General features: G+C 57.8%; 14 protein-coding genes. 10 read left to right on the top strand and 4 right to left on the bottom strand.

Annotated elements, in window-relative coordinates; all coding sequences use genetic code 11:
- The first annotated feature begins 4 nt into the window (after nt 1-4).
- Nucleotides 5-910, top strand: a complete 906-nt coding sequence (gene mak / locus ACNQ0T_RS10765) for a fructokinase (protein WP_003859127.1) — start codon at nt 5-7, stop codon at nt 908-910.
- 87 nt (nt 911-997) lie between these two features.
- Here the strand turns inward: mak and sbcC are convergent, their stop codons facing one another.
- Together sbcC and sbcD are read right to left on the bottom strand one after the other, a co-directional pair.
- Nucleotides 998-4,129 (bottom strand): exonuclease subunit SbcC, encoded by a 3,132-nt coding sequence (gene sbcC / locus ACNQ0T_RS10760; RefSeq protein ID WP_417930021.1) that lies wholly within the window; start codon nt 4,127-4,129, stop codon nt 998-1,000.
- Nucleotides 4,126-5,331, bottom strand: a complete 1,206-nt coding sequence (sbcD, locus tag ACNQ0T_RS10755) for an exonuclease subunit SbcD (protein ID WP_032624766.1) — start codon at nt 5,329-5,331, stop codon at nt 4,126-4,128. Before sbcD ends, sbcC begins: the two co-directional genes overlap by 4 nt.
- A 187-nt stretch (nt 5,332-5,518) precedes the next feature.
- Between sbcD and phoB the strand changes: the two genes are divergently transcribed.
- The 7 genes from phoB (at nt 5,519) to ACNQ0T_RS10720 (ending at nt 16,766) form a co-directional block, all read left to right on the top strand.
- The gene (gene phoB / locus ACNQ0T_RS10750; protein WP_003859122.1) at nt 5,519-6,208 is read left to right on the top strand and encodes a phosphate response regulator transcription factor PhoB; all 690 of its coding nucleotides are present in this window, start codon (nt 5,519-5,521) and stop codon (nt 6,206-6,208) included.
- Between the two features lie 21 nt (nt 6,209-6,229).
- A complete protein-coding gene (phoR, locus tag ACNQ0T_RS10745) occupies nt 6,230-7,525 on the top strand; it encodes a phosphate regulon sensor histidine kinase PhoR (protein WP_417930020.1) in 1,296 nt (431 codons plus the stop codon).
- A gap of 409 nt (nt 7,526-7,934) precedes the next feature.
- Nucleotides 7,935-9,254, top strand: a complete 1,320-nt coding sequence (gene brnQ / locus ACNQ0T_RS10740) for a branched-chain amino acid transporter carrier protein BrnQ (protein ID WP_003859118.1) — start codon at nt 7,935-7,937, stop codon at nt 9,252-9,254.
- 81 nt (nt 9,255-9,335) lie between these two features.
- Entirely contained in the window at nt 9,336-10,709 is a 1,374-nt protein-coding gene (gene proY / locus ACNQ0T_RS10735) for a proline-specific permease ProY (protein ID WP_017383160.1), read from the top strand.
- 163 nt (nt 10,710-10,872) lie between these two features.
- Entirely contained in the window at nt 10,873-12,690 is a 1,818-nt protein-coding gene (gene malZ / locus ACNQ0T_RS10730; RefSeq protein WP_063137854.1) for a maltodextrin glucosidase, read from the top strand.
- 90 nt (nt 12,691-12,780) lie between these two features.
- The gene (locus tag ACNQ0T_RS10725; RefSeq protein ID WP_417930019.1) at nt 12,781-15,390 is read left to right on the top strand and encodes a DUF2339 domain-containing protein; all 2,610 of its coding nucleotides are present in this window, start codon (nt 12,781-12,783) and stop codon (nt 15,388-15,390) included.
- The gene (locus ACNQ0T_RS10720; protein WP_417930018.1) at nt 15,387-16,766 is read left to right on the top strand and encodes a DUF3999 domain-containing protein; all 1,380 of its coding nucleotides are present in this window, start codon (nt 15,387-15,389) and stop codon (nt 16,764-16,766) included. The genes ACNQ0T_RS10725 and ACNQ0T_RS10720 overlap by 4 nt, the downstream gene beginning before the upstream one ends.
- 50 nt (nt 16,767-16,816) lie before the next feature.
- On the opposite strand, the gene ACNQ0T_RS10715 is transcribed toward ACNQ0T_RS10720, so the two are convergent.
- The gene (locus ACNQ0T_RS10715; RefSeq protein WP_003859113.1) at nt 16,817-17,419 is read right to left on the bottom strand and encodes a peroxiredoxin C; all 603 of its coding nucleotides are present in this window, start codon (nt 17,417-17,419) and stop codon (nt 16,817-16,819) included.
- Between the two features lie 127 nt (nt 17,420-17,546).
- Nucleotides 17,547-18,128 (bottom strand): ACP phosphodiesterase, encoded by a 582-nt coding sequence (gene acpH, locus ACNQ0T_RS10710; protein ID WP_022647220.1) that lies wholly within the window; start codon nt 18,126-18,128, stop codon nt 17,547-17,549.
- Nucleotides 18,129-18,220: 92 nt separating this feature from the next.
- Between acpH and queA the strand changes: the two genes are divergently transcribed.
- Together queA and tgt are read left to right on the top strand one after the other, a co-directional pair.
- Nucleotides 18,221-19,291, top strand: a complete 1,071-nt coding sequence (gene queA, locus ACNQ0T_RS10705; protein WP_022647221.1) for a tRNA preQ1(34) S-adenosylmethionine ribosyltransferase-isomerase QueA — start codon at nt 18,221-18,223, stop codon at nt 19,289-19,291.
- Between the two features lie 53 nt (nt 19,292-19,344).
- Nucleotides 19,345-20,472 carry a tRNA guanosine(34) transglycosylase Tgt gene (gene tgt, locus ACNQ0T_RS10700; protein WP_003859110.1) on the top strand — a complete coding sequence of 376 codons (1,128 nt, stop codon included), beginning with the start codon at nt 19,345-19,347 and terminating at the stop codon, nt 20,470-20,472.
- The last annotated feature ends 14 nt before the right edge of the window (nt 20,473-20,486 follow it).

The raw sequence follows: 20,486 nt of genomic DNA, 5'->3' as shown, positions 1-20,486 counted from the left end.
TCTTGTGCGTATTGGGATTGATTTGGGCGGCACCAAAACAGAAGTTATTGCGTTGAGCGAGCAGGGGGAGCAACTGTTTCGCCACCGTCTGCCTACGCCGCGCGATGATTATCACCAGACCATAGAGACGATTGCCCGTCTGGTCGATATGGCAGAGCAGGCAACGGGCGAGACGGGCACGGTCGGGATGGGGATCCCCGGCTCCATTTCGCCGTATACCGGCGTGGTGAAAAATGCCAACTCCACCTGGCTCAACGGTCAGCCGTTTGATAAAGACTTAAGCCAGCGTCTGAACCGGGAAGTGCGTCTGGCAAATGACGCTAACTGCCTGGCGGTCTCTGAGGCCGTAGATGGCGCAGCGGCTGGCGCGCAGACCGTATTTGCGGTCATTATCGGTACCGGCTGCGGGGCGGGCGTGGCCTTCGGTGGGCGCTCGCATATTGGCGGCAACGGCACCGCAGGTGAGTGGGGGCACAACCCGTTACCGTGGATGGACGAAGATGAACTCAAATACCGTGCCGAGGTGCCGTGCTACTGTGGCAAGCAGGGCTGTATTGAGACCTTTATTTCCGGCACGGGGTTTGCCACCGATTATCATCGTCTGAGCGGCCAGCCGCTGAAAGGCAACGAGATTATGCGTCTGGTTGAGGAGCAGGATCCGGTGGCTGAACTGGCGCTCAGCCGCTACGAAATGCGGTTGGCTAAATCACTGGCGCATGTGATCAATATCCTCGATCCGGACGTGATTGTGCTGGGCGGCGGCATGAGCAACGTTGACCGGCTGTACGCGACGGTGCCAACGCTGGTGAAACAGTGGGTATTTGGGGGCGAATGCGAAACGCCGATCCGCAAAGCCGTCCATGGAGATTCCAGCGGTGTGCGCGGCGCGGCGTGGCTCTGGCCGGAATAAACGCAAAACGGCAACTTGCGTTGCCGTTTTTGATGTTTGTACCCTCTCCCACAGAGAGAGGGCCAGGGTGAGGGCAACATCCCCCATTTACTGCACCGCAAACTCCCTGTCCAGCCTGCTATACCCCAGCCCGTTGATCTTCTTCACCTTGATCTGCACCGGAATACGTTCTTTCATTGCCTCTACGTGGCTGATCACGCCGATGGTTTTCCCGGTGGCGTTCAGCGCGTCGAGCGCATCCAGCGCGGTGTCCAGCGTTTCGCTGTCGAGCGTGCCGAACCCTTCATCCAGGAAAAGCGAGTCAATGCGCGTTTTGTGACTGACCAGATCGGAAAGCGCTAAAGCCAGCGCCAGACTGACGAGGAAACTTTCCCCGCCGGACAGGGTACGGGTATCGCGTACCGCATCGGCCTGCCAGGTATCAACCACCTCCAGCTCCAGCGCGTCGCTGGCTTTACGCTGAAGCAGATAGCGGCCATGCAGACGGTTGAGCTGCTGGTTGGCAAGCCACACCAGATTATCCAGCGTCAGCCCCTGGGCGAATTTACGGAATTTATCGCCGGTGCTGGAGCCTATCAGCGCATTGAGATAGCCCCAGTCGTCAGCCTGACGCGCCGCCTCCTCAATCTGCTGCATAAGCGCCTGCTGGTGCAGACGGTTATCGGCGTCCTGTTTGAGCTGCTGGCGGATCTCCCCCTGATGCGTGGTGTTTTCACGAAGCAGTTGCGCCAGCTGGTGTAACTGCGCCTGAAGGGTTGCGGCGTCGGTTTCCAGCCCCTCCGGGTGTTGTGCCTGATGCGCCTGAAGCTGCTGGTTTGCCTGTACGGAGAGCGCCGTGGCCTGCTGGAGCTGGTTCTCCAGCGTCTGCTTTTGTTGTTCAAGCTGGCGGATCGACGCTTCATCCAGCAGGGCGGAGAGAAATGCCTCCTGACTGGCAAAGCAGCTCGCGGTCAGCGCGGCGCTGAACTGAGCCTGCGACTGCTGAAGCCGTTCACGCTCAAGCGTCTCCTGCTGCTGTAGGGTGGCGAGCTGGCTTTGTAGCGACACGCATTCGTCATGGATGCCGCGCCAGTTCTCAGGGATAACCGCGTCGGCTTCTGCGTCATCAGAATCCGGCAGCGTCTCCAGGATGGGCATCAGGGCGTTAATACGTTCCTGAATCGTACCGTGCTGGGCCTGTTTTTCCTGCCAGCGGGTATATTCAGCTTCGCGTGCGCTCAGCCAGGCGCTTTCGGCCCCTTCATCGGGCACGCTAAGCGACAGCGACTCTAGCGAGGCTGCCAGCGCCTGACGCGTCGCCGTCAGCTGCTGCTGGTACTGGCGCGCCTGACCTTCCTGTTCATTGAGCTGGTTTTGCAGCGTCAGACGCTGGCTGAGCTGATACAGCTGGCGTTCATACTGTTCCTGTTCGCTCATCCAGGGGGCAATATCATCCTGAATATTCAGCGCTATGTTCAGGGAGGCGCAGACCTCCAGCCACTCTTTAGTGAGTGCTTGCTCCTCCTCAGAGAGAGCCTGTGCTTCCTCTGTCTCGCGCTGGATCTGCTGGGTCAGCGCATTCACCTGCCCGAGCACCAGCAATCCTTCCTCTTTTAGCGCGGCAACCTCTTTCTCCAGCGCGTCGCGGCGGCGCTGATTGTCGGTCAGTTCAAGCGCCTGATACTGCACAACTGCCGGATGTTCGCTTGAACCGCAGAGCGGGCAAGGTTTACCCGCTTCGAGCTGTGCACGATAGTTCTCAAGATCCTTGATTGTCGCCTCACGCTCACAGAGCGCTTTCAGGTCGGCATAGTGCTGATTTTTCTCTTTGAACTGCTGACGCCGCAGGATCAGCGTTTCATTGAGCTTACCCTGCTCAGCCTGCGCTTTCTGCACGCTTTCCGCATTATGGCGCAGCCGTTTTTGCAGCGGCTGATAGCGAGCGTGAAGCGCAGTCAGACGCTGGCGGAGCGCCCGTGATTGTGCCTGTTGCTCCATTGCCGTCGCGAGATCCTCAGCCGTCAGCGTCAGCGTACTCTCCGGCATCTCAGCCAGTTTCTGACGAAGCTCAGCCATACGCGCTGACTGGGCCACAAGCTGATTTTTATCGCGACTCAGTTGCGTAAAATGCGCCCGCCAGCCGGCAATTTCCTGCCCCCACTGACGGAAACGATCGTGTTCGGTTAGCCACTGCGTCAGTACCGTGTGTTCTGTCTGCAACTGTTCACGGTTGCGCAGCGCACCGTTGCGAATACGCGAGCGCTGCGCCGCTCTGTCGAGTAAGCGAGTATTTACTTCAACAATTCGCGCTGTTGTCTGCGCCAGGCGGGTGGTCTGCTCCTGCTGATACTCCCACAGCGGACGTAGCTGGGCGGCGGGCTGTGCCAGCTGGAGCTTCGCCAGTTGCGGCGCGGCGTCCGTCAGAGCCTGTTGCGCCTGCTGCTGCGAAGCGGCTGCGCGTTGCTGCTCACGTATCAGCTCGTCGTTACGCGTAAGCCACTGAAAATCTTTCTGTTGGCTCTGCTGCTGTGCCAGCAGGTTTTTTTCTTCGTCAGTAAGTGCCTGCAAACTTTGCTGCAAGTGCTGCTGCTGTTCCTCGCTCAGCAGCACAACGCCTGCGGCCTGCGCTTCGCACATCTCCAGCGCGTTGCGTGCCGCTTTGTGTTTTTCAAAAACCATGGCGGAAATCTGGCCGTAAATTTCCGTGCCGGTCAGTTCTTCCAGCAGCTCTGCCCGATCGCTCGGTTTAGCGTTCAGGAAGGCGGCAAACTGCCCCTGAGAGAGCAACATCGAGCGGGTAAAGCGACCATAGTCCAGCCCGGTGAGTGCGGCGGTTTGTTCCAGCTTATCCGTGACTTTATCGGCCAGAATTTTCCCGTCTTCGCAGCGGGCCAGCTCAACGCGCGGTGCCTGTAAGTTCCCGTCTGGCTGGTTGCGGGCGCGGTTCTGGCTCCAGAAAGCGCGATAAGCAACGCCTTTGACCTCAAATTCCACTTCAGCCAGGCATTCGGCGGTATCGCGCGTCATCAGGTCGTTTTGTGCCTGAGAGACCTTATTAAGACGCGGTGTTTCGTGGTAAAGCGCCAGGCAGATGGCATCCAGCAGCGTGGTTTTACCCGCGCCGGTTGCGCCGGTGATGGCAAATAGCCCATTGCTGGCGAAAGGCTCCGCGGTGAAATCGATTTTCCACTCACCCTTTAGCGAATTCAGATTTTTCAGACGCAGGCTCAGAATTTTCATGCGTTTTCGTCCTCGTCATTGAGGGAATGCAGGGTATGGGCAAACAGCTCGTTAAGCCTGGTGCGCCTGGCCTCGTCCACTTCTTCATGCGCAAGCCGCCGCGCGAACACCTCTTCAACCCGAAGTTCGCTAAGCGTTTCACGCTGGGCGTTCAGCAGAATTTTCTCGCGCTGCTCGCGGCTGCGACGTACCAGCAGCACCTCTACGGGAAGGTCTTCCGTCAGCGTCTGAATTTTACGCTGCATATCGTACAGGTAGTCGTCGGTGGCGATTTCGATATCGAGCCAGACGGGGGGATTAAGCACTGCGCCGCGCCACTGCTCAAGCTGAGCGGTAATGGCGGCCAGATCGCCTTTCAGCACTGCCAGCGGCTGGGTGACCGGCACCTCAAGCGTCTCAACGGCGCTAAGTTTGCCTTCGGTGAAGCTCACCAGATGCACGGATTTGGCTTTGCCCGTTTCGTCAAAACTGAGGGAAATGGGCGAGCCGCAGTAGCGAATATGCTCGCATCCCCCGACGATCTGGGCCCGGTGAATATGCCCGAGGGCAATGTAGTCGGCGGGAGGAAAGTTTTGCGCTGGAAACGCGTCCAACGTACCGATATAAATCTCGCGCACCGCGTCACTCTTACTGGCCCCGACGGTGGTGAGGTGCCCGGTGGCAACGATCGGAATGGCCTGTTCGCCGCGCAGGGCGCAGGCTTCCGTATGCTGCTGGTGATAATAGCGGGTGATGGCCTGCAGCAGATGCTGCTGTTTTTCGCTCCCGGACAGGCCTGCCTGGCTTTGCACGATATCGCGCGGGCGTAAAAACGGAATTGGGCATAGCACCGCGCCCGGCGTGCCATCACGTTTTTTTAGGATCTGCGGCGCGTGTCCGGCGCTGGCCACCACGGTGGTATTGAGGAACGCCAGAATATCGCGGGATTCATTCAGCGTCGCCACCGAGTCATGGTTTCCGGCGACAATCACCAGGTGACAACCGGTTTGCTGGAGGTTGACCACAAAACGGTTGTACAGCTCACGCGCATAGCTCGGCGGCGATCCGGTATCAAAAATGTCGCCCGCCACAATAATTGCGTCCACCTCGTGAGCCTGAGCCGTCTCCAGCAGCCAGTTCAGGAACGCTTCATGTTCCGCGGCGCGGCTTTTGCTGTAAAAATTTTGACCCAGGTGCCAGTCTGAGGTGTGAAGTATGCGCATAAGAGATCCGTGGCAATAATAAGAAAGCAGGATTATAAACGTTCGGGGAACGGAAAATAACCGCTGTAATAAAACAACAGTTTGCTATTTATCGTGGTAATGTTTTTCATAAATCTGTCATAAATCTGACGCATAATGACGCCGCATTACAGACTTGTAACTTAAATACGATAAGACAGGGCAAAGTATGGCGAGACGTATTCTGGTCGTAGAAGATGAAGCTCCGATCCGTGAAATGGTGTGCTTCGTGCTTGAACAAAATGGCTTCCAGCCGGTTGAAGCGGAAGATTATGACAGCGCGGTGAACCAGCTGAATGAACCCTGGCCCGATCTGATCCTGCTGGACTGGATGCTGCCTGGCGGTTCCGGATTGCAGTTTATCAAGCATATCAAACGCGAGGCGATGACCCGCGATATCCCGGTGGTGATGCTGACGGCGCGCGGTGAGGAAGAGGATCGCGTGCGCGGTCTGGAAACCGGCGCGGACGATTACATCACCAAGCCATTCTCTCCAAAAGAGCTGGTGGCGCGTATCAAAGCCGTGATGCGCCGTATTTCACCGATGGCGGTGGAAGAGGTGATTGAGATGCAGGGTCTGAGCCTGGATCCTACCTCACACCGGGTCATGACCGGTGAAAATCCCCTCGATATGGGCCCCACCGAATTTAAACTCCTGCACTTCTTTATGACACACCCGGAGCGCGTTTACAGCCGCGAACAGTTGCTGAATAACGTCTGGGGAACTAACGTCTATGTCGAAGACCGAACGGTTGACGTCCATATTCGCCGCCTGCGTAAAGCACTGGAACTGAGCGGCCACGATCGCATGGTACAGACGGTCCGCGGCACGGGTTATCGCTTCTCGACCCGTTTCTGAACAATGACAGGAGTGTGACGCGTGCTGGAACGTCTGTCATGGAAAAGGCTCGTCTTTGAACTGATCTTATGCTGTATTCCGGCCCTCATTCTGGGGGCTATTTTTGGCTATCTGCCGTGGTTTTTACTGGTGGCCGTGACGGGGTTGCTCGTCTGGCATTTCTGGAATTTACTGCGTCTTTCCTGGTGGCTGTGGGTCGACAGAAGTATGACACCCCCGCCGGGAAGCGGGAGCTGGGAACCGCTACTCTACGGCCTGCACCAGATGCAGATGCGTAATAAAAAGCGCCGTCGTGAGCTGGGAAGCCTGATAAAACGCTTTCGCAGCGGCGCGGAGTCGCTGCCGGACGCAGTGATCCTGACGACGGAAGAAGGGACCATCTTCTGGTGCAATGGCCTCGCACAGCAGCTGTTGGGCCTGCGCTGGCCGGATGATAACGGTCAGAACATCCTCAACCTTCTGCGCTATCCCGAGTTCACGCTGTATCTGAAAACGCGTGATTTTAGTCGTCCGCACAATCTGAAGCTCAATAACGGTCGCCATCTTGAAATTCGCGTGATGCCCTACAGCGATCGGCAGTGGCTGATGGTGGCGCGGGATGTCACCCAGATGCATCAGCTTGAGGGCGCAAGACGTAACTTCTTTGCCAACGTCAGCCACGAGCTGCGTACGCCGTTGACGGTGCTTCAGGGCTATCTGGAGATGATGCAGGAGCAAACGCTTGAGGGGGCGCCGCGTGAGAAAGCGCTGCATACCATGCGGGAACAGACGTTCCGCATGGAAGGGCTGGTCAAACAGCTACTAACGCTTTCAAAAATTGAGGCTGCCCCGTCGCTGGCGCTAAACGACATCATTGATGTGCCGATGATGCTGCGAGTGGTGGAGCGCGAAGCCCAAACGCTGAGCCATAATCAACACACCCTGAGTTTTGATGTTGATAACACGCTGAAAGTGCTCGGCAGTGAAGATGAGCTGCGAAGCGCTATCTCAAACCTGGTCTATAACGCCGTGAATCATACCCCGACAGGGACGCATATCGCGGTGCGGTGGCAGCATACTCCGGCAGGGGCTGAGTTTAGCGTCGAGGACAACGGGCCGGGGATTGGGCCTGAACACCTCCCGCGTCTCACCGAACGGTTCTACCGGGTGGATAAGGCGCGCTCGCGGCAGACTGGCGGGAGCGGACTGGGGCTGGCAATTGTGAAGCATGCCGTCAGCCACCACGAAAGCCGGCTCAATATCGAAAGCACCCTGGGTAAGGGCACGCGCTTTAGCTTCGTGCTCCCGGAACGATTAATTGCCAAAAAAAGTGCCTGACAGCGTATGTGTCAGGCTACCTTTCCACGGGCCAGCGATTGCTGGCCCGTTTGCTTTGCAGTCAAGCGAAACGCGAGTGAATATTATACGGCTGGTGCTTTTTTGTTCGCATGATTAGCCATGAGTTTTTCTTATACATGGCATATTATTTTGGTCTGATTTTTCATGCTGGCATATTGTTCTGGTTTTACGATCCCTTCTTGCCTTTAAACGTTATAAGCGTTTAAATTGCCCCCCATATACTGTCAGACCGACTGTATTTGCGTGGTAAATCGAAAAACTATTCTTCGCCACGCCTGGACGGGAGCATATCCCGCTGAAATTGAGCAAATTTTCCGCTGTATCGTCCCGTCAGGGATGGCGAAAATCTCAACGTATTCAACACCACATCCACAGGCAGTAAGGTTTTATGACCCATCACTTGAAATCGCGTGACATTATCGCGCTGGGCTTTATGACATTTGCGCTGTTCGTTGGCGCAGGTAACATCATTTTTCCTCCAATGGTTGGCTTACAGGCGGGTGAACACGTCTGGACGGCTGCGTTTGGCTTCCTGCTTACTGCCGTGGGCCTGCCGGTACTGACCGTTATCGCGCTGGCGAAAGTCGGTGGCGGTGTGGACAGCCTCAGCACCCCGATTGGCAAAGTGGCTGGCGTTCTGCTGGCAACCGTCTGCTATCTGGCTGTTGGCCCGCTGTTCGCGACCCCGCGTACGGCGACCGTCTCCTTTGAAGTGGGTATTGCCCCGCTGACCGGTGACGGCGCGATGCCGCTGTTTATTTACAGCCTCATTTACTTCGCCATCGTGATTCTGGTTTCTCTCTATCCGGGCAAACTGCTGGATACTGTGGGTAACTTCCTGGCACCGCTGAAAATTGTGGCGCTGATTGTGCTGGCGGTTGCGGCCATCGTCTGGCCTGCGGGGCCCATCAGCTCCGCGATGGACGCCTACCAGAACGCGGCGTTCTCAAACGGTTTCGTGAACGGCTATCTGACGATGGATACGCTTGGCGCGATGGTGTTTGGTATCGTTATCGTTAACGCCGCGCGTTCCCGCGGTGTGACCGAAGCGCGTCTGCTGACTCGCTACACCATCTGGGCTGGCCTGATGGCCGGTGTCGGCCTGACGCTGCTGTATCTGGCGCTGTTCCGCCTGGGTTCAGATAGCGCAACGCTGGTCGATCAGAGCGCAAACGGCGCGGCGATCCTGCATGCTTACGTGCAGCACACCTTTGGTGGTGCAGGCAGCATGCTGCTGGCGGCGCTGATTTTCCTGGCCTGTCTGGTGACGGCGGTGGGTCTGACCTGCGCCTGCGCGGAGTTCTTCGCTCAGTATCTGCCGCTTTCTTACCGCACGCTGGTGTTTATCCTCGGCATCTTCTCCATGGCGGTGTCAAACCTCGGTCTGAGCCACCTGATTCAGGTCTCAATTCCGGTGCTGACGGCGATCTATCCGCCATGTATCGTGCTGGTAGTGCTGAGCTTCACCCGTCCGTGGTGGCATAACTCCACGCGAATTATTGCGCCAGCCATGTTTATCAGCCTGATTTTTGGTATCCTTGACGGGATCAAAGCATCAGCATTTGCAGAAATCCTGCCAGCCTGGACACAGCGTCTGCCGCTGTCCGAGCAGGGCCTGGCCTGGCTGATGCCTTCCGTTGTAGCGCTGGTTCTGGCGATTATCTGGGACCGTGCGGCAGGGCGTCAGGTGACATCCAACGCCCATTAATCAACGGCAACAAATTGTTTAACCACGGGGCTTAAGGCCCCGTGGTTTTTTGTTTTTTTCGTGTTGAATGGCAAGATTTTAATGGAAAGCACTAACAAACTTAAACGTGGATTGAGCACCCGCCACATCCGCTTTATGGCGCTGGGCTCGGCTATCGGTACCGGTCTTTTTTATGGCTCGGCAGATGCCATCAAAATGGCCGGTCCAAGCGTTCTCCTGGCCTACATCATCGGCGGCGTGGCGGCGTATATCATCATGCGCGCCCTTGGCGAAATGTCGGTTCACAACCCCTCTGCCAGTTCCTTCTCCCGCTACGCGCAGGAAAATTTAGGCCCGCTGGCCGGGTTTATCACCGGCTGGACCTACTGCTTCGAAATCCTGATTGTTGCCATTGCCGATGTGACGGCGTTTGGTATCTATATGGGGGTCTGGTTCCCCGCCGTGCCGCACTGGATCTGGGTGCTGAGCGTGGTGCTGATTATCTGCGCCGTTAACCTGATGAGCGTGAAGGTGTTTGGCGAGCTGGAGTTCTGGTTCTCCTTCTTCAAGGTCGCGACCATTATCATCATGATCCTCGCCGGTTTCGGCATTATCATCTGGGGTATCGGCAACGGTGGACAGCCAACCGGCATTCACAACCTGTGGAGCAACGGCGGCTTCTTTAGCAACGGCTGGCTCGGGATGGTCATGTCGCTGCAGATGGTCATGTTCGCCTATGGCGGAATCGAGATTATCGGCATCACCGCCGGGGAAGCGAAAGATCCGGAGAAGTCTATTCCGCGTGCCATCAACTCGGTGCCGATGCGCATCCTGGTGTTCTACGTGGGCACGCTGTTTGTGATTATGTCCATCTACCCGTGGAACCAGGTGGGCACCAACGGCAGCCCGTTTGTCCTGACTTTCCAGCATATGGGCATTGCGTTTGCCGCCAGCATTCTCAACTTTGTGGTGCTGACCGCCTCGCTGTCGGCCATCAATAGTGACGTGTTCGGCGTGGGCCGTATGCTGCACGGCATGGCGGAGCAGGGCAGTGCGCCGAAGGTGTTTGCCAAAACGTCGCGTCGCGGTACCCCGTGGGTAACGGTGCTGGTCATGACCGTGGCGCTGCTGTTCTCGGTCTACCTGAACTACATTATGCCGGAGAACGTCTTCCTGGTGATTGCGTCGCTGGCGACCTTTGCGACGGTGTGGGTGTGGATCATGATCCTGCTGTCGCAGATTGCGTTCCGTCGCCGCCTGTCGCCAGAAGAGGCCAAAGCGCTGAAGTTTAAAGTGCCGGGCGGCGTGCCAACGACCATTGTCGGTCTCATCTTCCTGGTCTTCATCATTGGCCTGATTGGTTATCACCCGGATACCCGTATTTCCCTGTACGTGGGCTTCGCGTGGATCGTCCTGCTGCTGGTGGGCTGGATGTTTAAATGTCGCCGCGATCGTCAGCTGGCGGAAGCACAGTAACATTCTTTTCCCCTCTCCCCGTGGGCTGAGGGTTAGGGTGAGGGCATCAGGCCGCACTGATGCCTCCTCCCCCGTCCTCCTCCCCCAATAAATCCCATCATGGTGAGCTATCCTTAACAACCCTGTGGCAAGGTGACGTCAATTTCATCAAAGGGGATTCGTGATGTTAAACGCCTGGCACCTTCCGGTTGCCCCATTTGTTAAGCAAAACAAAGACAACCTTGTGATTACGCTCTGGCTGGCAGGGGAAAATCAGCCTGAACGTGTGACCCTGCGCGCCGAAGTGGATAACGAAGAGACATCGCTGAAAATGCACAAGGTGCGCAGCCAGCCTCAGCCGGGTATTACGGCGTGGCGGGCGAATATCGATTTGCGCAGCGGACAGCCGCGTCGCCGCTACGGCTTCAAGCTGCTGTGGAACAACCGCCAGCTGTGGTTTACCCCGCAGGGCTTCAGCCGTTTCCCTCCGGCCAGGCTGGAGCAGTTTGCCGTGGATCACCCGGATAACGGCCCGCAGTGGGTTAACGATCAGGTCTTTTACCAGATTTTCCCGGACCGCTTTGCGCGCAGTGAAAAGCGCACCGCCGACCAGGACAAGGTTTATTACCATCATGCGGTCGGTCACGACATCATTCTGAAAAAATGGGACGAGCCGCTGACCGCCCAGGCGGGGGGATCGACCTTTTACGGCGGCGATCTCGACGGTATCAGCGAAAAACTGCCGTACCTGAAAAAGCTCGGCGTGACGGCGCTGTACCTGAACCCGGTGTTTAAAGCGCCAAGCGTTCACAAATACGATACGCAGGACTACCGCCACGTTGACGAGCAGTTTGGCGGTGACGAGGCGCTGCTGCGGCTGCGCCACAACACGCAAAAAGAAGGTATGCGCCTGATCCTTGATGGCGTGTTCAATCACAGCGGTGATTCTCATGCGTGGTTCGACCGCCACAATCAGTCGATGGGCGGCGCATGCCATAATCCGGATTCCCCCCAGCGTGACTGGTACAGTTTTGACGAGAATGGCCGCGCCCTGGACTGGCTGGGCTACCCGAGTCTGCCGAAGCTCGATTTCCAGTCGTCAACGCTTGTGAATGAAATCTACGGCGGCGAAGACAGCATCGTGCGCCACTGGCTGAAAGCGCCGTGGAATATGGACGGCTGGCGGCTGGACGTGGTGCATATGCTGGGTGAAGCAGGCGGGGCGCGGAATAACCTTCAGCATGTCGCCGCCATTACCCGGTCGGCAAAAGCGGCCCGGTCGGAAGCATTCGTCTTCGGGGAGCACTTTGGCGACGCGCGTCAGTGGTTGCAGGCAGATGCAGAAGACGCGTCGATGAATTATCGCGGCTTCACCTTCCCGCTGTGGGGCTTCCTCGCTAACACCGATATCTCTTACGATCCGCAGCATATTGACGCCGAAACCTGCATGGCGTGGATGGAGAACTATCGCGCTGGCCTGTCTCATCAGCAGCAGCTTCGGATGTTTAACCAGCTCGACAGCCACGATACCGCGCGCTTTAAATCGCTGCTGGGTAAAGATGTGGCGCGTCTGCCGCTGGCGGTGACCTGGCTTTTCACCTGGCCGGGCGTGCCGTGCATCTATTACGGAGATGAAGTGGGGCTGGACGGTAACAACGATCCGTTCTGCCGCAAAACCTTCCCATGGGAGCCTGAAAAGCAGGATCAGGATCTGTTCAGCCTGTACCAGCGTATGGCGACACTACGCAAGCAGAGCCAGGCCCTGCGCTACGGGGGCTGTCAGGTGATGTACGCCCAAGATAATGTGGTGGTATTTGTCCGCGTCTACAACCAGCAGCGTGTGCTGGTGGCGATCAACCGGGGCGAGGCGTGTGAAGTGGTGCTGGAAGATTCACCGCTGCTGGCCGGTAAAACGTGGAAGAGCAAAGAGGGGAAAGCGACGTTACAGGAGAGCGTGCTCACGCTGCCGGCGATCTCCGCTACGGTCTGGTTCGGCAGCTAAGCGCAGGCAGCATGGTTTTCACCTTTTAGATGGCGCAAATGCAACTATTTGTGTCAATCTTAACGGATCTTTTACGGTGAAGGTGGAAACATGGACGAGCTTTACATCCTTGGCTGTTTGTTCCTGGTTTTTGCGCTGGTCGTGGCCCCCGTGCTTGCGGTGATAGGCTTTAATCGAAGCACGGCGGCGCGGCAGGAGATCGCCCGGCTTCGCCAGCGCATTGAGGCGCTTGAGCAGCATGGTGTAGCTGAGAAAGCGCCGGAGCCGGTGCAGACCGCCGCGCCAGTGGAGACACCAGCGCCGGTGCCAGAGGCCGTTAACGCACCTGTCGATCCCTGGCGTCCCGAACCGCCCGTCACTGAAGCAGAACCTGCGCCTGTCCCGGCGGCAAAACGGCCTTCCGCCTTTGGCGGCATCCTGTCCTCGCTGACGCGCTGGTTTATGCAGGGCAATCCGCTGGCAAAACTGGGGATTGTACTGCTCTTCCTCGGCCTCTCTTTCCTGCTGCGCTATACCGTTGAACATTCACTGTTTCCGCTTGAGCTGCGTCTTGCCGCCACGGCGCTGTTTGCCATGGGTCTGCTGGCCGTTGGATGGCGGCTGCGGCACAGGCAGCGGATCTACGCGCTGATCCTCCAGGGCGGGGCGACCGGCGTGCTTTACCTGACCGTCTTTGGCGCATTCCGGCTGTGGCAGATGCTGCCGATGACGCTGGCGTTTGCGCTGCTGGTGGTGATTTGCGCGGCGAGCGTCGGGCTGGCCGTGCTGCAAAAGGCGCTGAGCCTTGCCATGCTGGCGAGCCTGGGCGGATATCTTGCGCCGCTGCTCCTGTCTACCGGGGGCGGTAGCTTTGTGGCGCTGTTCTCCTTCTATCTTCTGCTCTCCATCGGCATTCTCGTCATCAGCATCTGGCAGCACTGGCGCGAGCTCAACCTGCTCGGGCTGCTCTTCACGTTTGGCGTTGGCGGAGTGTGGGGGCTGAGCGACTACCAGCCTGAAAACTATGTTATCTGTCAGCTGTTCCTGATTGCCAATACGCTTATTTTTGGCGTGTTTAGCGTAGCGCTGTCGCTGCGGGCGCAGGAAAAAGGCAAACAGATTATTGACGGCGTACTGCTGTTTGCCCCGCCGCTGATTGGTTTTGGGATGCAGTACGGCATGACGTCGCACTGGACGTACGGCCCGGCACTCAGCGCGCTGGGTTATGGTGCGTTTTATCTCTCACTGGCGTTCCTCGCGCTGCGACGTTACCCCTCCATTGGGCGACCACTGATTATGGCGGCGCTGGCGATTGGCGGCGGGTTTGCCACGCTTGCCATTCCGCTGGCGCTTTCGGCGCGCTGGACGGCGATGGCCTGGGCGCTGGAGGGGCTGGGTATCCTCTGGCTGGGCGTGCAACAGCAGCAGCGGCGTATGAGCTATAGCGGGACGGCGCTGCTGGTGCTGGCGCTCGGCAGCGCGATATGGGCGCAGATGGACGGCGTCACCTCGCTGAGCCTGCTGCTTATTTTCGCAGTGCTCAGTCTTTGCTGGCTGGCAGCGGCCTGGTTGTGGCGAAAAATCTCTCTGCCGGGTAGTTGGGCGCTGGTGGTCGGTGGGCTGCTGTTCTGGTTAGTGGCGCAACTGGGTGCGTCGCAACTGATCCTCAAGACAGAATTATCGGTTCTTGCGGGCGTGCTGGCGCTGACGGCGGTGTCGGCCTGGGGATGGCGGCAGGCTGCCGCTCGTCTGGCATGGCGGGAGCTGGATGCCAGCAAATGGCTGCTGTGGCCGGTGATGCTGCTGATGGTGCTTTATCAGGTCTGGCAACAGCAGATCCTGGCAGCCGGCTGGGCAAATCTGGCCTGGGCTATTGCGCTGCCTGCCGCCCTGATGATGCTGCGGCGCGACGAAGATAAACTTCTTCCGCGCATCGCAATGGGGCTGCATCTGTCGCTGTTGTGGATGATTTTACTCGCCATGGCCGCCGAGCTTTACTGGTTTGCCCGCTCCCTGCCATGGGGCATGGCGGCCTGGGGAAGCGGCATTGCGATGGCTGTCGGCGGTGGGGTGATTATGGCGCTCTCCGCGGCCGTACGGCGTCGCGGGTGGCCGTTCCGGGTATGGCCTGCGCTCTACGCCTGCCTTGCCATGATCCCTGTGGTTGTGGCGCTGGTGGTATTGCTGGTCGTGACTAATTTCCAGGACGGGGTGGTCTATCGACAGACCTGGCTACCGCTGGTGAACCCGCTTGAGGAAGGGGCGGCGTTCGCGCTGCTGGGGCTGGTGGTGTTTTATCGGGCAGTGGATCGCCACTATCCGGCATCGCTTGCTCAGTCCCGACCGTGGCCCGCCGTTGTGCTGATGGCGCTTGGCTTCTGGTGGCTAAACGGCGCGCTGCTGCGCGCGCTGGCGTGGTACGGCGAGGTGGCCTGGAATATGGAGTCGCTGTGGCATTCGCGGCTTATCCAGACCACCTTTGCCCTGTTCTGGATGTTCTGCGCGCTGGTGGTCATGATCCGCGCCACCCGTCAGGCCTCCCGTCAGCAGTGGCTTGCCGGTGCGGTGCTGCTGGGGGTGGTCATGCTCAAACTGATGCTGGTGGACAGCGCGGGCGGTGGCGGCCTGGCGCGTGCTGTCGCGTTTATTGGCGTGGCGATCCTGGTCCTGATTGTGGGCTATTTCTCGCCGCTACCGCCTAAAGCAGGAGAAGAAAAATGAAATGGATGAAATCGGTTGTTTGTGCGGCACTGCTAGCCGTGGCCGGTCCGGCATTCAGCGAGGGCGCGCCGGTGGAATCCCCGCGGGATTATGCCTATGGCCTGTCCCTTGATACCTCTGCCTCTTCGCCGTGGTATCGGGTCATGCTGCCGCTGGCGGTTTATCAGCAGAGCACATCGCCCGATCTGCGCGACGTGCGCGTGTTTAATCAGTCGGGCGAGCCGGTACCGTTCAGCCTGGTTACCACGACGCGTCCGCAGCCAGCACCGACCACCACGGCGCTGCGCCTCTTTGCGCTTAACGCCTCGACGGGCGGGGAAGAGGGCAGTGGCGATAAAATTATGTTACGTGCCAGAAACGGCGTGGAGATTGTGCTGGAAGGGCAACACGCGGCGGCTGCCGGACAGCATTATCTGCTGACCCTGCCGGAAAACGCGACGGAGGTTCCGCTCTCTCAGCTCCAGCTTTTCTGGGACACGCCGCAGGGCTCGTGGCAGGGGACGGCATCGGTCTATTACAGCGAGGATCTGAAAAACTGGTATACCCTGCGCGAAGAGATGCCCCTGCTGGACGTGATGAGTGGACAGGATCGCCTGAAGCTCGACCGCATCGATACCGATCTGGTGTTATCTCCTGAGGCGAATCGCTATCTGCTGCTGGTGCTGAACACGGGGCGTTCAGCCCTGACGTTAACCGGCGTCAACGCGATTAACGCTCCTGCGCAGCCGGAATCAGAGCACATTAGCCTGGCGGGAGAGGGGGAGCGGCTATCCGATAGCGAAGCCGTGTGGCGCTGGAAACATCCGCAGCCTCTGAGTGCGATCGGCTTCATGCTGAATGGCGACGGCGTTCTCCCGGCAGAAATAGCCTGGCGGGGGGCGGACAAGGATCGGTGGCATACGCTGAAAAAAGAGGTGATCTACCAGCTCGGCGGCAAAACGTCTGAACCTGTTCCGCTCCCGGGCGGGCTGGTCGAGGTGGTAAAAATCAAGACCTACAATGCCCGTTTGCCAGAGAACCTGCCGGGCGTGATCGGGCAACGCGTGCGCTATGATCTGGTGTTCAACGCGCAGGGGAAGGGGCCGTATCTGCTTGCGTGGGGGAACGGGGCTGCGAAACCGGCAAGCGTGGAGACGGATATGCTGATCCCGACCGAACTGCGTAAAACCTACGCTCTGGCAGCCCTGCCGATGGCGGATACGCTGGAACCTGTCCCGCTGGGCGGCGAGGCGCGTTTAACCGCGACGTCTGCGGCTGAGCAGGAAAGCAGAATGAAAACGCTGATGGTCTGGGGCGTACTGATCGTCGGGGTGATGGTGCTTGCGGGTATGGCATGGCGCATCTGGCGCGAGGTAAAAAAAGACGGCGCAGCATAAGCCATAAAAAAACCCGCGTAGTCGCGGGTTTTTTTCGTAAACCGTGCCGATTACAGGCTGGATACGTTCTCAGACAGGTATTTAGCTACGCCGTCTGGGGAAGCCGCCATACCTTCTTTACCTTTTTCCCACTGAGCCGGGCACACTTCACCGTGCTCTTCGTGGAACTGGAGCGCGTCAACCATGCGCAGCATTTCGTCAATGTTACGACCCAGCGGCAGATCGTTCACAACCTGGTGACGAACGATGCCGTTCGCGTCGATCAGGAAAGAACCACGCAGCGCAACGCCAGCGTCCGGATGTTCGATACCGTAAGCCTGCTGGATTTCACGTTTGATGTCCGCAACCATCGCGTATTTCACCGCACCGATGCCGCCGTTTTCGACAGGGGTGTTACGCCATGCGTTGTGTACAAATTCAGAGTCGAAGGAGACGCCAACCACTTCCACGCCACGCTTCTGGAATTCTTCGTAACGTTTGTCGAACGCGATCAGCTCAGACGGGCAAACGAAAGTGAAGTCCATTGGCCAGAAGAACAGAACGGTCGCTTTACCGTTGGTGTGCTGTTTGAAGTTGAAGTTTTCAACGATTTCACCGTTGCCCAGAACGGCGGCAGCTGTAAAATCCGGAGCCGGACGAGTTACCAGAACCATATGATTCTCCTGTAGATACTAAGGTTATTTGGAACGCAACGCGGGCCAGTATAGAGGCAGCGCGGGAATAAGACAAAGAGGTGGTAACAATCGTTCCACCAGCTTTTACCTATCAATCGAACCGGCATCACAGTTCTTTATTTTTCGCCTGCGCCATCATGCGCGGGTAGAACTGCCAGAAGCGCGTTTCCAGCGCGTCATAATGTTTGTCCAGGTCGTGCCAGGAGTCGCGCAGCGCGTCCAGACGCGGTCGACGGCTGGCCATGCCGTTGAGCACGTTCTGAATGAAATCCATCTCGCGGTAACGCTCCAGCCAGCGTTCAGACCACAGATAGTTATTCAGATTCACAAAGCGCGGTGGGGAGTCCGGCAAAATGATCGACACCTGCGCGTGGGCGTAGCGCACAAACTCAGGCAGCGACATATCAGGCGACAGCTGGGACCAGTGGCGCGACAGGAAATGATCCCACATGACGTCGAGCGTGATCGGCGCCACGCGTCGCGTTTCGGGGCGGAACCAGGCTTTGGCTTCCGTCACTTCCGGCAGGTTATCGGTCAGCACGTCGATGCGGCGGTGCATAAAAATCCCGTCGATAACCTCGGGGGAATAATCTTCCGCGGGGTTGCCGCGTACGAAATCGGCCAGCAAATTGCCGGAGAGGGAGCTGTCCGCGAGGTGAGCGAGATGCAGGTGAGCGAGAAAATTCATGCGTTTTATTCGTCCGGTGGCGGCTAGTTGTTGCAGCAAAAGGGTGTGAGCACTAGACTATGCCGCCTGTTTTTAAGTCACGAGTATACGTCATGCGCGTCGCCGATTTCTCCTTTGAACTACCTGAATCCCTGATTGCTCACTACCCCATGCCTGAGCGTAGCAGCTGTCGCTTGCTGTCACTGGACGGGCCAACGGGCGCGCTGACGCACGGTACTTTCACCGATCTGCTCGACAAGCTCAACCCTGGCGATCTGCTGGTCTTTAACAATACCCGCGTGATCCCAGCGCGTCTGTTTGGCCGTAAAGCCAGCGGCGGCAAGATTGAGGTGCTGGTCGAACGTATGCTCGATGATAAACGTATTCTGGCACATATTCGCGCATCCAAAGCGCCGAAGCCGGGCGCTGAACTGCTGCTGGGTGATGACGAGAGCATCAAAGCGACCATGACCGCGCGTCACGACGCGCTGTTCGAGGTGGAGTTCAACGACGAGCGCACGGTGCTTGATATCCTCAACGCCATCGGCCACATGCCGCTGCCGCCGTACATTGAACGCCCGGATGAAGAAGCCGACCGCGAGCTGTATCAGACCGTCTACAGCCAGAAGCCTGGCGCAGTGGCGGCGCCAACGGCGGGCCTGCACTTTGATGAACCGCTGCTGGAAAAGTTGCGCGCCAAGGGTATTGAGATGGCCTTCGTGACGCTGCACGTCGGCGCGGGGACGTTCCAGCCGGTGCGCGTGGACAGCATCGAAGACCACATCATGCACTCTGAGTATGCCGAAGTGCCGCAGGAGGTTGTGGATGCGGTGCTGGCGGCGAAAGCGCGCGGTAGCCGCGTCGTGGCTGTCGGTACAACGTCGGTACGTTCCCTTGAGAGCGCTGCGCAGGCCGCGAAAAAAGAGCTGATTGAGCCCTTCTTTGGCGATACGCAGATCTTTATCTACCCGGGCTATCAGTACAAAGTCATTGATGCGCTGGTGACCAACTTCCATCTGCCTGAATCGACGCTGATTATGCTGGTCTCCGCGTTTGCGGGGTATCAGCATACGATGAACGCCTACAAGTCTGCGGTAGAACAAAAATATCGCTTTTTTAGCTACGGTGACGCGATGTTTATCACGTACAATCCGCAGGCTTTGAATGAGCGTGTCGGGGAATAAGTCCGCGGCACCGTGTTACAACGTTGGACTGTTTTTCTGACGTCGGAGAAAAAATGAAATTTGAACTCGATACCACCGATGGCCGCGCGCGTCGCGGTCGCCTGGTGTTTGATCGCGGCGTGGTAGAAACCCCCGCGTTTATGCCTGTGGGCACGTACGGCACCGTAAAAGGAATGACGCCGGAAGAAGTTGAAGCCACTGGCGCACAGATTATTCTCGGCAACACCTTCCACCTGTGGCTGCGTCCAGGCCAGGAGATCATGAAGCTCCACGGCGATCTGCACGACTTCATGCAGTGGAAAGGCCCCATCCTCACCGACTCCGGCGGTTTCCAGGTCTTCAGCCTGGGCGATATCCGTAAGATCACCGAGCAGGGCGTACACTTCCGTAACCCGATCAACGGCGATCCAATCTTCCTCGATCCGGAAAAGTCTATGGAGATTCAGTACGATCTCGGCTCCGATATCGTGATGATCTTCGACGAATGTACGCCATACCCGGCGGACTGGGACTATGCCAAACGTTCCATGGAGATGTCCCTGCGTTGGGCGAAGCGTAGCCGCGACCGTTTTGACTCCCTGCAAAACAAAAATGCGCTGTTCGGCATTATCCAGGGCAGCGTTTACGAAGATTTACGCGATATCTCGGTTAAAGGTCTGGTAGAGATAGGCTTTGATGGCTACGCTGTCGGCGGTTTGGCTGTGGGTGAGCCGAAGGAAGATATGCACCGTATTCTGGAGCATGTCTGCCCGCAAATCCCGGCGGATAAACCACGATACCTGATGGGTGTGGGTAAACCAGAAGATCTGGTGGAAGGCGTACGTCGCGGCATTGATATGTTCGACTGCGTTATGCCAACCCGAAACGCACGTAACGGTCATCTGTTCGTTACCGATGGCGTGGTGAAAATCCGTAACGCGAAGCATAAGAGTGACACCAGCCCGCTCGATTCCGAGTGCGATTGCTATACCTGTCGCAATTATTCTCGCGCGTATCTGCATCATCTCGATCGTTGCAACGAGATTTTGGGGGCGCGTCTCAATACCATTCATAATCTTCGTTATTATCAGCGCTTAATGGCTGGTTTACGTAAGGCTATCGAAGAGGGTAAATTAGAGAGCTTCGTGACCGATTTCTACCAACGTCAGGGGCGGGATGTTCCACCGTTGAACGTTGATTAATTTTAATAATGAGG

This window comes from Enterobacter cloacae complex sp.6700776 (assembly GCF_048284255.1).
Classification (GTDB): domain Bacteria; phylum Pseudomonadota; class Gammaproteobacteria; order Enterobacterales; family Enterobacteriaceae; genus Enterobacter; species Enterobacter intestinihominis.
Note: the sequence above shows the minus strand (reverse complement) of the source record. Positions and strands in the feature narration are given on the sequence as shown.

Bases quoted from the DNA above. Each gene is read 5' to 3' on its own strand.
- sbcC (WP_417930021.1), bottom strand. From the start codon at position 4,129: ATGAAAATTCTGAGCCTGCGTCTGAAAAATCTGAATTCGCTAAAGGGT.
- queA (WP_022647221.1), top strand. From the start codon at position 18,221: ATGCGCGTCGCCGATTTCTCCTTTGAACTACCTGAATCCCTGATTGCT.
- proY (WP_017383160.1), top strand. From the start codon at position 9,336: ATGGAAAGCACTAACAAACTTAAACGTGGATTGAGCACCCGCCACATC.
- malZ (WP_063137854.1), top strand. From the start codon at position 10,873: ATGTTAAACGCCTGGCACCTTCCGGTTGCCCCATTTGTTAAGCAAAAC.
- phoB (WP_003859122.1), top strand. From the start codon at position 5,519: ATGGCGAGACGTATTCTGGTCGTAGAAGATGAAGCTCCGATCCGTGAA.
- ACNQ0T_RS10725 (WP_417930019.1), top strand. From the start codon at position 12,781: ATGGACGAGCTTTACATCCTTGGCTGTTTGTTCCTGGTTTTTGCGCTG.
- sbcD (WP_032624766.1), bottom strand. From the start codon at position 5,331: ATGCGCATACTTCACACCTCAGACTGGCACCTGGGTCAAAATTTTTAC.
- acpH (WP_022647220.1), bottom strand. From the start codon at position 18,128: ATGAATTTTCTCGCTCACCTGCATCTCGCTCACCTCGCGGACAGCTCC.
- brnQ (WP_003859118.1), top strand. From the start codon at position 7,935: ATGACCCATCACTTGAAATCGCGTGACATTATCGCGCTGGGCTTTATG.
- ACNQ0T_RS10720 (WP_417930018.1), top strand. From the start codon at position 15,387: ATGAAATGGATGAAATCGGTTGTTTGTGCGGCACTGCTAGCCGTGGCC.
- tgt (WP_003859110.1), top strand. From the start codon at position 19,345: ATGAAATTTGAACTCGATACCACCGATGGCCGCGCGCGTCGCGGTCGC.
- ACNQ0T_RS10715 (WP_003859113.1), bottom strand. From the start codon at position 17,419: ATGGTTCTGGTAACTCGTCCGGCTCCGGATTTTACAGCTGCCGCCGTT.